10 protein-coding genes are annotated in these 12214 nt (G+C 69.7%); all 10 read right to left on the bottom strand.

Going from position 1 to position 12214, the window contains the following annotated elements; translation table 11 throughout:
* Positions 1 to 95 precede the first annotated feature (95 nt).
* Positions 96 to 1118 (bottom strand): polyprenyl synthetase family protein, encoded by a 1023-nt coding sequence (locus tag ACFXJ5_RS02745; RefSeq protein WP_384625824.1) that lies wholly within the window; start codon positions 1116 to 1118, stop codon positions 96 to 98.
* A 286-nt stretch (positions 1119 to 1404) separates the two neighbouring features.
* Positions 1405 to 2601 (bottom strand): NAD(P)-binding domain-containing protein, encoded by a 1197-nt coding sequence (locus tag ACFXJ5_RS02750; protein ID WP_384625826.1) that lies wholly within the window; start codon positions 2599 to 2601, stop codon positions 1405 to 1407.
* A complete protein-coding gene (locus ACFXJ5_RS02755) occupies positions 2598 to 3812 on the bottom strand; it encodes an ATP-grasp domain-containing protein (protein ID WP_384625827.1) in 1215 nt (404 codons plus the stop codon). Before ACFXJ5_RS02755 ends, ACFXJ5_RS02750 begins: the two co-directional genes overlap by 4 nt.
* A 235-nt stretch (positions 3813 to 4047) precedes the next feature.
* Complete coding sequence (nuoN, locus tag ACFXJ5_RS02760) at positions 4048 to 5685, bottom strand: NADH-quinone oxidoreductase subunit NuoN (RefSeq protein ID WP_384625829.1); 1638 nt, start codon at positions 5683 to 5685, stop codon at positions 4048 to 4050.
* An 8-nt stretch (positions 5686 to 5693) separates the two neighbouring features.
* Entirely contained in the window at positions 5694 to 7289 is a 1596-nt protein-coding gene (locus tag ACFXJ5_RS02765; protein ID WP_384625830.1) for an NADH-quinone oxidoreductase subunit M, read from the bottom strand.
* Positions 7289 to 9187 (bottom strand): NADH-quinone oxidoreductase subunit L, encoded by a 1899-nt coding sequence (nuoL, locus tag ACFXJ5_RS02770; protein ID WP_384625833.1) that lies wholly within the window; start codon positions 9185 to 9187, stop codon positions 7289 to 7291. The genes ACFXJ5_RS02765 and nuoL overlap by 1 nt, the downstream gene beginning before the upstream one ends.
* Positions 9188 to 9200: 13 nt before the next feature.
* Positions 9201 to 9500 (bottom strand): NADH-quinone oxidoreductase subunit NuoK, encoded by a 300-nt coding sequence (nuoK, locus tag ACFXJ5_RS02775; protein WP_127361500.1) that lies wholly within the window; start codon positions 9498 to 9500, stop codon positions 9201 to 9203.
* The gene (locus tag ACFXJ5_RS02780) at positions 9497 to 10315 is read right to left on the bottom strand and encodes an NADH-quinone oxidoreductase subunit J (RefSeq protein ID WP_384625835.1); all 819 of its coding nucleotides are present in this window, start codon (positions 10313 to 10315) and stop codon (positions 9497 to 9499) included. The genes nuoK and ACFXJ5_RS02780 overlap by 4 nt, the downstream gene beginning before the upstream one ends.
* On the bottom strand, positions 10312 to 10905 hold the full coding sequence (gene nuoI / locus ACFXJ5_RS02785; RefSeq protein WP_384625838.1) for an NADH-quinone oxidoreductase subunit NuoI: 594 nt from the start codon (positions 10903 to 10905) through the stop codon (positions 10312 to 10314). The genes ACFXJ5_RS02780 and nuoI overlap by 4 nt, the downstream gene beginning before the upstream one ends.
* On the bottom strand, positions 10898 to 12211 hold the full coding sequence (gene nuoH, locus ACFXJ5_RS02790) for an NADH-quinone oxidoreductase subunit NuoH (protein ID WP_384626556.1): 1314 nt from the start codon (positions 12209 to 12211) through the stop codon (positions 10898 to 10900). The genes nuoI and nuoH overlap by 8 nt, the downstream gene beginning before the upstream one ends.
* Between the last annotated feature and the right edge of the window lie 3 nt (positions 12212 to 12214).

Below are 12214 nucleotides of genomic sequence, written 5' to 3' on the forward strand. Positions count from 1 at the left end.
ACCGGGGACACGAGCCCGCCCGGGGGGTGGGTTCAGCCCTGCGGTGGGAGGAGCGTCACGGGGCGAACCGTGAACCGGTCCCTGCCGGGAGGCGTTCAGCCCGCGCGGTGGACCACCGCGTCGCACAGACCTTCGAGGGCGAGCTTGGCCGCGCACGCGGGCAGCGGTGCCAGGCTCGCCCGGGCCTCGTCCGCGTACCGGACCGTGTCCCGGCGGGCCTGCTCCAGCGCGGGGTGGGCGCGCAGCAGGGCGAGCGCCTCCGCGTGCCGGGCGTCGTCGCTGAGGTCGCCGTCCAGCAGCTCGCAGAGCCGGCGGTCGTCGGCGGAGGCGGAACCGTTGGCCTTCGCGACCAGCGTACGGAGGTGGAGCACCGGCAGCGTCGGTACGCCCTCGCGCAGATCCGTGCCGGGGGTCTTCCCCGACTCGCGGGAGTCGCTGGCGATGTCGAGTACGTCGTCCGCCAGCTGGAAGGCGATGCCGAGCCGCTCTCCGTACTGCGTGAGGATGTCGACGACCGTCTCGTCAGCGCCGGACATCATCGCGCCGAAGCGGCAGGACACGGCGACCAGCGAGCTCGTCTTGCCGGCGAGGACGTCGAGGTAGTGCGCGATCGGGTCCCGCCCGTCGCGCGGCCCCACGGTCTCCAGGATCTGGCCGGTGACCAGCCGTTCGAAGGCCTCCGCCTGAATGCGTACGGCCTCCGGCCCGAGGTCGGCCAGTATGTGCGAGGCCTTCGAGAACAGGAAGTCACCGGTCAGGACCGCCACCGAGTTGTCCCAGCGGGCATTGGCGCTCGGGACGCCACGGCGCACCTCGGCCTCGTCCATCACATCGTCGTGGTACAGCGTCGCGAGGTGCGTCAGCTCCACGACCACGGCCGACGGCACGATCCGCGGCGCGTGCGGATCCCCGAACTGCGCGCTCAGCATCACCAGCAGCGGCCGGAACCGCTTGCCGCCCGCCTTCACCAGGTGCCGGGCCGCTTCCGTGATGAACGGGACGTCGCTCTTGGTGGCTTCGAGCAGGCCTTCCTCGACGGCCGACAGCCCGGCCTGGACGTGGGCCTCTAGGGCCTGGTCCCGCACGCTCAGCCCGAAGGGCCCGACGACGGTCGTCACGAGGGATTCTCCTGTCGCTGAGATCGCTTCCGCGGCTTCTGGCGTGGCGCTGTCTACACCGGCAGCGTAACCCGTCGCTTCTCGATCACTGCGGGGGCATGGCCCCCTCGCCTCGCTACGTCCGCATTTGCCCCAACGCCCGCCGCCCCCAAGCCTGCCCCGCCCTCCACCCGGCATGCGCCGGCAGCGCCCCCGCGAATCCGCCCGTCCGGCGTTTGAGGACACTCCCGAAGGCCGTTCGGGGGCCGGCCCCCTGGTTACGGGAAGGGGCGGGGTGGGGGGGAGGTCAGGCCCCGGCCACCGCCTTCGCGAGCCGCGGGGACGCCCAGTCCGTGCCGCAGACGAACCGCAGCACAGGGCCGAACGTGGCCGCCGCCGGGAGCCCGGTGAAGTACAGGCCGGGGACGGAGGAGGCGAGGTCGGCGCCGAGGCGGGGGGAGCCGCCGGTGCGGGCGAGGGCGGTGCGCAGGGAGGGGGCGAGGAAGCCGAGGGCTTCGAGGTCGACGCGGTAGCCGGTGGCGGCCAGGACGTGGTCGGCGGCGAACTCCGCGGCGCGGCCGCCCGGGGCGGCGGTGGAGAGGACGACCTTGCCGGAGGCGGAGTCCACCCGGGCACCCCGCAGCGCATGGCCGGAAGACACCCGTACGCGCCCCTCGAAGCGCTCACGGAGCCACCACGCGCCCAGGGGCCCGAGGACGCGCCGCACCAGGTACAACCGGGTCGGCGCCGGCAGATAGCGGAAGGCCTGCGCGTGGTAGCTGAAGGCGTACAGCGACCAGGCCCGTCCGAAGGGGGATCCGGGGCGGAGGCGGGGCTGGCGGTCGGGGGCGTCGCCGAAGCCGACCGCGCCCCGGCCGCGCGCGAGCAGCCGGACCTGGGCGCCGGCTTCCGCGAGCAGCGCGGCGGATTCCAGCGCGGACTGGCCGGCGCCGACCACGACGACCTCGCGCCCGGCGAAGCGCCGCAGGTCGGGGTGGTGGGAGCTGTGCGAGACGGGGCCGACCGGCGACGGCCCGTCGGGGGCGAGGCTCCGCAGCGGTTCGGGGACGTACGCGAAGCCGTGCAGCCCGGTGGCGACCACCACCGCCCGGGCCTGGAACTGCTCGCCCGAGTCGAGCTTCAGGTCGAAACCGGGGCCGCGCCGGTCGACGGAGACCACCCGCACCTGCTCCAGGTCCGGCACCAGCCGCTCCTGGAACCACTGCCCGTAACGGATGAAGGTGTCGACCGGAATGATGTCCCAGTCCGTCACCAGCGGCCGCTCCCCCGTCGCCCGCGCGAAGTCGTACAGGGTGTGCCCCGGCACGGCCGCGGAGATGCTCGAGGCGGCCGGGGTGGACTTCAGCAGCATCCCGGCCGGCATCTGCTCCGCCCAGCTCACCATGGGGCTGCCGAAGACCCGTACGGAGACGCCGAGCGCCCGCAGGTGAGCGGCGGTCGAGAGGCCGTAGGGTCCGGCCCCGATCACAGCTACGGGTGTCATGTGCCGTCCTTTCGAGAGTGTCCGGAACGATGCGAGCGATTCGAGCGGTACATCTGCAGCAGGTGCGCCGCGCCCGGCCGCACGAACCGGGCGAGCATCACGGCGAAGGGCTTGAGGTCGTCCCGGGCCAGCCACGCCAGCTCCGTCCCGGAGGCGCGCGCGGGGGCGTGCGGGGTGGTGTAGCCGCTGCGGCGGTACGCGAGCAGCGCGGGAAGGTCGATGTTCTCGACGACGAAGCGGCGGCCTTCGCGCTGCGGGGCGCGCGGGACGTCCCGCCCGGTGAGATCGAGGTGCTGGGCGCGTACGACATCGATCCCGGCCGCCGATTCGAAGAGCCGGAACTGGGCGCCCATGCGGGGGTTGAAGTCGAGCAGTTTGTAGTGGCCGTCGCGGCGGTCGTAGCGCCAGTCGAGGTCGGCGATGCCCTGGAAGCCGATCGACTTGCAGAACTGGGCGGCCAGCTCGGCCAGTTCGGGATTGGTCACGACGTACGCGCAAGCCGTCATCCCGGCGTGCGGCGGCCAGGAGCGGACCTTGACCCCGGTGAAGAGCACGGGCTCCCGGGGGCCGAAGTACGCGTGCACGATCCAGTCCTCGGCATGCTCGCGCGGCAGATAATCCTGGAGGATCACCCCGGGCCGGCGGCCCCACCCCCGGGCCAGTTCCAGCAGTTCGCGCGCCCCGGCGATCCTGGTCGTCCCCCGCACGGCCGGCGCGCGGCGGCGTTCGAAGGCCTCGCGGTTCTTGGCCACCACCGGGAAGCGGGCGGTGGCCGCGTATGTCTCGATCTCGGCGTACGACTCCGGAAAGGCGGCCCTCGGCGACGGCACCCCGTACTGCGCGCACAGCTCGTGCAGCCCGCGCTTGCTCGCCAGCCGCCGCGACAGGCCGGGGTCGTCCATCCGGGGGAAGAGGAAGTGCGGCGACAGCTCGTCGGCGTGCTCGGCGATGAGGACCGCGGCCTCTTCGTCGGTCGGTATCAGCACGGTCGGCCGCCCGATGGCCCGCCCGATCCGCCGCAGCCCCTCGACCAGCTTCTCCGCCGGCTCGAGCCCTGTCGTCGGCCACACGAAGCGGCCGCGCAGATAGCGTGACGCGGCGGCGGGCGTATGTCGGTCCTCGGTGACGGCGTACATCGGCACGCCCAGCCGCCCCAGGCTCCGGATCGCCCCGACGCCGCCATGATGCAGCGGATAGTTACCGATTTTCACGATCAGCCCCGGGACGGCAGCATTGATCGCAAACGCGGAACTCCGCACGTTTCCCCCCAATGGTCATGGTATCCACGGCCCCACCCCGACCATGACCACTAAGGAAGTTAAGCCCGAATTGAGCATTCCGGCAAGACTTTTTCGGACATTGCGAGCTCTTTAGGTACAGGACGGCGCCCCGGGTTCCAGGGACCCCGGGGCGCCAACACGCCTGCTTGGTAAGGCAGTTACCTCACTACCTCACGAACACGCCCGCCTGGCCCGCCAGATCCAGGAAGTACTGCGGCGCGAGCCCCAGCACCAGCGTCACCGCAACGCCGACGGCGATGGCCGTGGAGGTCAGGGCCGAGGGCACGGCGACCGTGGGGCCGTCGGCCTTCGGCTCGCTGAAGAACATCAGCACGATGACCCGGATGTAGAAGAAGGCCGCGATCGCCGAGGAGATCACACCGACGATCACCAGCGGCACCGCCCCGCCCTGCGCCGCTGCCTTGAAGACAGCGAACTTACCCGCGAAGCCGGAGGTCAGCGGGATGCCCGCGAAGGCCAGCAGGAAGACCGCGAAGACCGCCGCCACCAGCGGCGAGCGCCGGCCCAGCCCCGCCCACTTGGACAGGTGCGTGGCCTCGCCACCCGCGTCGCGGACCAGCGTGACGACGGCGAAGGCACCGATCGTCACGAAGGAGTACGCGGCCAGGTAGAACAGCACCGACGAGACACCGTCCGGCGAGGCGGCGATGACGCCGGCCAGGATGAACCCGGCGTGCGCGATGGAGGAGTACGCGAGCATGCGCTTCACGTCGGTCTGGGTGACCGCGATGATGGCGCCGACCAGCATCGTCAGGATGGCGACGCCCCACAGCACCGGCCGCCAGTCCCAGCGCAGGTCCGGCAGGACCACGTACAGCAGCCGCAGCAGCGCGCCGAAGGCCGCGACCTTGGTCGCCGCCGCCATGAAGCCGGTGACCGGCGTCGGGGCGCCCTCGTAGACGTCGGGCGTCCACATGTGGAAGGGGACGGCACCGACCTTGAAGAGCAGGCCCATGCCGACCAGGGCCGTGCCGATGAGCAGCAGGGCGTCGTTGGCCGAGGAACTGGCCAGGGCCGGGGTGAGCTTGGCGGTGCCGTCGATGACGGAGGCGATCCCGGAGTACGTGACCGTGCCCGCGTAGCCGTAGAGCAGGGCGATGCCGAAGAGCAGGAAGGCCGAGGAGAAGGCGCCGAGCAGGAAGTACTTGACCGCCGCCTCCTGCGACATGACGCGCCGGCGGCGGGCCAGGGCGCACAGCAGGTAGAGCGGGAGGGAGAAGACCTCCAGGGCCACGAAGAGGGTCAGCAGGTCGTTGGCGGCCGGGAAGACCAGCATGCCGCCCACTGCGAAGAGCAGCAGCGGGAAGACCTCGGTGGTGGTGAAACCGGCCCTGACGGCGTCCTTCTCCTGCTCGCTGCCGGGGATCGCCGAGCCCTGCGCGGCGAAGGAGTCGACGTGCCGGCCGTGCGCCTTGGGGTCGAGCCGCCGTTCGGCGAAGGTGAAGACGCCGACGATGCCGACCAGCAGGATCGTGCCCTGCAGGAAGAGCGCCGGGCCGTCGACCGCGACCGCGCCCATGGCCGCGATGTGCGCCTTCTTGCCCGCGTAACCGTCCGCCGCGAGCGCCACGACGGCGGCGAACGCGGCTGCCATGCCCAGCACGCTCACGCCGATCTGGGCGAGGTAGCGGGAGCGGCGCGGCAGGAAGGCCTCGACCATGATCCCGATGACCGCCGCGCCGAAGACGATCAGCACCGGGGCCAGTTGGGCATACTCGATCTTGGGGGCCGGGATCTTGTCGGCGGTGGTGGCCGCCGTTGTCCACAGGCTGTGGACAGCCATGGTGCTGCTCACTTGGAGGCCTCCAGCGGCGGCTTGGGGTCGGTCTTGTGCACATCGGAGAGCGTCTGCCGGACCGCCGGGTTGACGATGTCGGTCACCGGCTTCGGGTACACGCCGAGCAGCAGCAGCAGCGCGATCAGCGGTGCCACGACGGCGAGTTCACGCACCTTGAGGTCCGGCATGCCCTCGACTCCGGCCTTCACCGGGCCGGTCATCGTCCGCTGGTAGAGGACGAGGACGTACAGCGCGGCGAGGACGATGCCGACGGTCGCGATGATCCCGAGTGCCGGATAGCGGCTGAAGGTGCCGACCAGGACCAGGAACTCGCTGACGAAGGGCGCGAGCCCGGGCAGCGACAGGGTGGCCAGACCGCCGATCAGGAAGGTCCCGGCGAGCACCGGGGCGACCTTCTGCACGCCGCCGTAGTCCGCGATGAGGCGGGAGCCGCGCCGGGTGATCAGGAAGCCCGCGACCAGCATCAGGGCGGCCGTCGAGATCCCGTGGTTGACCATGTAGAGGGTCGCGCCGCTCTGGCCCTGGGAGGTCATGGCGAAGATGCCCAGGATGATGAAGCCGAAGTGCGAGATGGAGGCGTACGCGACCAGCCGTTTGATGTCCCGCTGGCCGACGGCGAGCAGGGCGCCGTAGATGATGCTGATCACCGCCAGCACCAGGATCACCGGCGTCGCCCACTTGCTGGCCTCCGGGAAGAGCTGGAGGCAGTAGCGGAGCATCGCGAAGGTGCCGACCTTGTCGACGACCGCGGTGATCAGGACGGCGACGGGGGCAGTGGACTCCTGCATCGCGTTCGGCAGCCAGGTGTGCAGCGGCCACAGCGGCGCCTTCACGGCGAAGGCGAAGAAGAAGCCGAGGAACAGCGCCCGTTCGGCCCCCGACGACATGGTCAGCTTGCCGGCGGCCCGCGCCTGGAGGATCTCCTGGAGGGAGAAGGTGCCGGTGCCGAGCTGGTCGGCGGTGACGACGTACAGCCCGATGACGGCGGCCAGCATGATCAGGCCACCGGCCAGGTTGTAGAGCAGGAACTTCACAGCCGCGTACGAGCGCTGGCGGGCCGCCTCCTCTTCACCGTGCTCATGGGCACGGTCCCCGAAGCCGCCGATGAGGAAGTACATCGGGATGAGCATGGCCTCGAAGAAGATGTAGAAGACGAAGACGTCGGTGGCCTCGAAGGAGATCACCACCATCGCCTCGACCAGCAGGATCAGCGCGAAGAAGCCCTGCGTCGGCCGCCAGCGGCGGTTGGGGTTGGCGTCTTCGAGCGGGTCCGCGTCATGCCAGCCGGCGGCGATGACGAAGGGGATCAGCAGTGCGGTGAGAGCGATCAGCGCGACCGCGATGCCGTCGACGCCCAGTTCGTAGCGGACTCCGAAGTCCTTGATCCAGGCGTGCGATTCGGTCAGCTGGTAGCGCGCCCCGCCCGGGTCGAACCGTACGACGACGATCGCGGCCAGCACGAGCGTCGCCAGCGAGAAGCCCAGCGCCAGCCACTTGGCCCCGTTCCGCCGGGCGGCGGGGACGGCGGCCGTGGCGATCGCGCCCAGCGCCGGGAGCGCGGCGGTCGCGGTAAGGAGAGGAAAGGACATCAGGCAACGCCCCTCATCAGCAGCGTCGCGGCGATCAGCACGGCGGTCCCGCCGAGCATCGACACGGCGTAGGACCGTACGTATCCGTTCTGCAGGCGGCGCATGCGCCCCGACAGGCCGCCGACGGAGGCGGCGGTGCCGTTCACCACGCCGTCGACGACGCTGTGGTCCAGATAGACGAGGCTGCGGGTGAGGTGCTCGCCGCCACGCACCAGGACCACGTGGTTGAAGTCGTCCTGGAGCAGGTCGCGTCGTGCGGCCCGGGTCAGGAGCGAGCCGCGCGGAGCCGTACGGGGAACGGGCCGGCGCCCGTACATCAGCCAGGCCAGGGCCACCCCGATGACGAGGACGACCATGGTGCCCCCTGTCACGGCACCGGCGCTGACCGGCGAGTGGCCCTCCTCGTACCCCGTGACGGGCTCCAGCCACTTCAGGAAGGACTGGTTGAGGCTGAACAGCCCGCCGGCGATGACGGATCCGAAGGCCAGCACGATCATCGGGATCGTCATCGACCTGGGCGACTCGTGCGGGTGCGGCTCGTGGCCCTCCGCGTCCGGTTCCCACCGCTTCTCGCCGAAGAAGGTCATCAGCATCACGCGGGTCATGTAGAAGGCCGTGATGGCCGCGCCCAGCAGGGCCGCGCCACCCAGGATCCAGCCCTCCGTGCCGCCCTTGGCGAAGGCGGCCTCGATGATCTTGTCCTTGGAGAAGAAGCCGGACAGTCCCGGGAAGCCGATGATCGCCAGGTAGCCGAGCCCGAAGGTCACGAAGGTGACCGGCATGTACGTCCGCAGGCCGCCGTACTTGCGCATGTCGACCTCGTCGTTCATGCCGTGCATGACCGATCCCGCGCCGAGGAAGAGCCCGGCCTTGAAGAAGCCGTGCGTGACCAGGTGCATGATCGCGAAGACGTAGCCGATGGGGCCCAGTCCGGCCGCCATGATCATGTAGCCGATCTGCGACATCGTGGAGCCGGCCAGCGCCTTCTTGATGTCGTCCTTGGCACAACCGACGATCGCACCGAAGAGCAGTGTGACCGCGCCGACCGTGACGACCGCCGTCTGCGCGTCCGGCGCGGCGTTGAAGATGGCACCCGAGCGGGTGATCAGATACACGCCCGCCGTCACCATCGTCGCCGCGTGGATCAGCGCCGAGACGGGGGTCGGGCCCTCCATCGCGTCACCGAGCCAGGACTGCAGCGGCACCTGGGCCGACTTGCCGCACGCGGCGAGCAGGAGCATGAAGCCGATGCCGGTGAGGATCCCCGTGTGCGCCTTGCCCACGGCGTCGAAGACCGGCCCGAAGGAGAAGGTCCCGAAGGTCGTGAACATCAGCATGATCGCGATCGACAGGCCCACATCGCCGACGCGGTTGACGATGAAGGCCTTCTTCGCCGCCGTCGCCGCGCTCGGCTTGTGCTGCCAGAAGCCGATCAGCAGGTACGAGGCGAGGCCGACGCCCTCCCAGCCGACGTACAGCAGCAGGTAGTTGTCGGCGAGGACGAGCAGCAGCATCGCCGCGAGGAAGAGGTTGAGGTAGCCGAAGAAGCGGCGGCGCCGCTCGTCGTGCTCCATGTAGCCGATCGAGTAGATGTGGATCAGCGTGCCCACACCGGTGATCAGCAGGACGAAGGTCATCGACAACTGGTCGAGCCGGAAGGAGACATCCGCCTGGAAGCCGCCGACCGGGACCCAGCTGTAGAGGTGCGACTGCAGGGTCCGGTTATCGCCGGAACGCCCGAGCATGCCGGCGAAGAGGACGACGCCGATCACGAAGGACGCGGCCGCCAGCGCGCAGCCGATCCAGTGGCCCGTGCGGTCCAGCCGCCGGCCGCCGGTCAACAGCACACCGGCGCCCAGCAGCGGGGCCAGGACGAGCAGTCCGATCAAGTTCTCCACTTTGCGCTACCCCTCAGAGCTTCATCAGGCTGGCGTCGTCGACCGAGGCCGAGTGGCGGGAGCGGAAGATCGTCACGATGATCGCCAGTCCCACGACCACCTCGGCGGCGGCGACGACCATCGTGAAGAAGGCGATGATCTGGCCGTCCAGGTTTCCGTGCAGCCGGGAGAACGTGACGAACGCCAGGTTGGCGGCGTTCAGCATCAGCTCGACGCACATGAAGACGACGATCGCGTTCCGCCGGATGAGCACCCCGGCCGCACCGATGGTGAACAACAGCGCCGACAGATACAGGTAGTTGACCGGATTCACTTTCCGACCTCCTTACGCGAAGGCTTGCGCCCCAGCCGCTCCGCCGTGTGCTGCTCCAGCTCGGCCAGGCTGTCCAGCGCCTCGCCCGACACGTCGCGGACCTGTCCGCGCGCCCGCAGCGTGTCGCTGACCGTCAGCGCGGACGGCGTACCGTCCGGCAGCAGCCCGGGGATGTCCACCGCGTTGTGCCGCGCGTACACACCCGGTGCGGGCAGCGGCGGGACCTGCCGGCCCTCGCGCACCCGCTGCTCGGACAGCTCGCGCTGGGTCGACCGGCGCTCGGTCCGCTCGCGGTGGGTGAGCACCATCGCGCCGACGGCCGCGGTGATCAGCAGCGCGCCGGTGATCTCGAAGGCCCATACGTACTTGGTGAAGATCAGCGCCGCCAGGCCCTCGACATTGCCCTTGGCGTTGGCCTGGCCGAGCCCGGTGAAGTTGCCGAGCGAGGCGTTGCCGATGCCGACCATCAGCAGGATGCCGAAGCCGATGCCGGTGAGGGCGGCGAGCCAGCGCTGGCCCTTCAGCGTCTCCTTGAGGGAGTCGGCGGCGGTGATGCCGACCAGCATCACGACGAAGAGGAAGAGCATCATGATCGCGCCCGTGTAGACCACGATCTGCACGACCCCGAGGAAGTACGCGCCCTGCGCCAGATAGAAGACGGCCAGGACGATCATCGTCCCCGCGAGCGACAGTGCGCTGTGCACCGCCTTCTTCATCAGTACGGTCCCGAGCGCGCCCAGCACCGCGACGGTGCCGAGCACCCAGAACTGGAACGCCTCCCCGGTGGAGGTGGTGTAGACGGCGAGGTTGCTCATGCCCCCACCTCCTTCGCGTCCTTCTCGTCCTTCTCGTTCTTCTCGTTCTTGGAGACGGGCACCTGGCGCTCCGTACCGGGCGCGGCCTCGGTGACCAGGCCGCGGTAGTAGTCCTGCTCGTCCGTGCCGGGGTAGATCGAGTGGGGGCTGTCGACCATGCCCTCTTCGAGGCCCGCGAGCAGCTGCTCCTTGGTGAAGATCAGGGATTCGCGGCTGGAGTCGGCGAGTTCGTACTCGTTGGTCATCGTCAGCGCCCGCGTGGGGCAGGCCTCGATGCACAGGCCGCACAGGATGCAGCGCGCGTAGTTGATCTGGTAGACGCGGCCGTAGCGCTCACCCGGGGAGTAACGCTCCTCCTCCGTGTTGTCCGCGCCCTCGACGTAGATGGCGTCCGCCGGGCAGGCCCACGCGCACAGCTCGCAGCCGATGCACTTCTCCAGCCCGTCCGGATGGCGGTTGAGCTGGTGCCGCCCGTGGAAGCGCGGCGCGGTGGGCTTCTTCTCCTCCGGGTACTGCTCGGTCAGCCGCTTCTTGAACATGGCCTTGAAGGTCACGCCGAAGCCTGCGACCGGGCCGAGGAACTCAGGCATCGTCGGCCTCCTTCTCCTTGTCGGCGGGGCCGACGAGTTGGCGTTCCGCACGCGAACGGCGACGCGGCACCGGCGGCAGGGTCTGCCCCGGCAGTGGCGGCACGGGGAAACCGCCCGCCAGCGGGTCGAACTCCTGTGGTGGCGCGTCCTTCTCGGCCGCCGCCCGTTCCTTGCCCTCGCGGTCGCGGAACACGTCGACCACGAGCGAGACCAGGAGTACGAGGACCACCGCCCCGCCGACGTAGAGCACGATCTGCTGGAAGTCGTAGTTCTCGTTGCGCAGCGCCCGGACGGTGGCGACCAGCATCAGCCAGACCACCGAGACCGGGATCAGGACCTTCCAGCCGAGCTTCATCAGCTGGTCGTAGCGCACGCGCGGCAGCGTGCCGCGCAGCCAGATGAAGAAGAACAGCAGCAGCTGCACCTTCACCACGAACCACAGCATCGGCCACCAGCCGTGGTTGGCCCCCTCCCAGAAGGTGCTGATGGGCCAGGGAGCCCGCCAGCCGCCCAGGAAGAGCGTGGTCGCGACGGCGGAGACGGTCACCATGTTCACGTACTCGGCGAGCATGAAGAGCGCGAACTTGATCGACGAGTACTCGGTGTTGAAGCCGCCGACCAGGTCGCCCTCGGACTCCGGCATGTCGAACGGCGCACGGTTGGTCTCGCCGACCATGGTGCCGATGTAGATGATGAACGACACCGGGAGCAGCAGGATGTACCAGCGGTTCTGCTGCGACTCGACGATCGTCGAGGTCGACATCGATCCGGAGTAGAGGAAGACCGAGGCGAAGGCCACGCCCATCGCGATCTCGTACGAGATCATCTGCGCGCATGAGCGCAGGCCGCCGAGCAGCGGATACGTCGAGCCCGACGACCAGCCGGCGAGCACGATGCCGTAGATCCCGATCGAGGCCGTGGCCAGGATGTAGAGGATGCCGATCGGCAGGTCGGTGAGCTGGAGCGCGGTGCGGTGCCCGAAGATCGACACCTCGTTGTCGGCGGGGCCGAAGGGGATCACCGCGATCGCCATGAAGGCCGGGATCGCGGCGACGATCGGCGCCAGGACGTAGACGACCTTGTCGGCGCGCTTGACGATGATGTCTTCCTTGAGCATCAGCTTCACGCCGTCGGCGAGCGACTGGAGCATGCCCCAGGGGCCGTGGCGGTTGGGGCCGATGCGCAGCTGCATCCAGGCGACGACCTTGCGCTCCCAGACGATCGAGAACAGCACGGTCACCATCAGGAACGCGAAGCAGAAGACCGCCTTGACGACGACCAGCCACCACGGGTCGGTGCCGAACATCGT

The sequence above is a fragment of the Streptomyces sp. NPDC059373 genome, assembly GCF_042751495.1.
Lineage (GTDB): Bacteria > Actinomycetota > Actinomycetes > Streptomycetales > Streptomycetaceae > Actinacidiphila.

Coding starts and splice junctions, on each gene's coding strand:
- ACFXJ5_RS02750 (WP_384625826.1), bottom strand. CDS start 2,601: ATGACACCCGTAGCTGTGATCGGGGCCGGACCCTACGGCCTCTCGACC.
- nuoN (WP_384625829.1), bottom strand. CDS start 5,685: ATGGCTGTCCACAGCCTGTGGACAACGGCGGCCACCACCGCCGACAAG.
- ACFXJ5_RS02765 (WP_384625830.1), bottom strand. CDS start 7,289: ATGTCCTTTCCTCTCCTTACCGCGACCGCCGCGCTCCCGGCGCTGGGC.
- ACFXJ5_RS02780 (WP_384625835.1), bottom strand. CDS start 10,315: ATGAGCAACCTCGCCGTCTACACCACCTCCACCGGGGAGGCGTTCCAG.
- nuoI (WP_384625838.1), bottom strand. CDS start 10,905: ATGCCTGAGTTCCTCGGCCCGGTCGCAGGCTTCGGCGTGACCTTCAAG.
- nuoH (WP_384626556.1), bottom strand. CDS start 12,211: ATGTTCGGCACCGACCCGTGGTGGCTGGTCGTCGTCAAGGCGGTCTTC.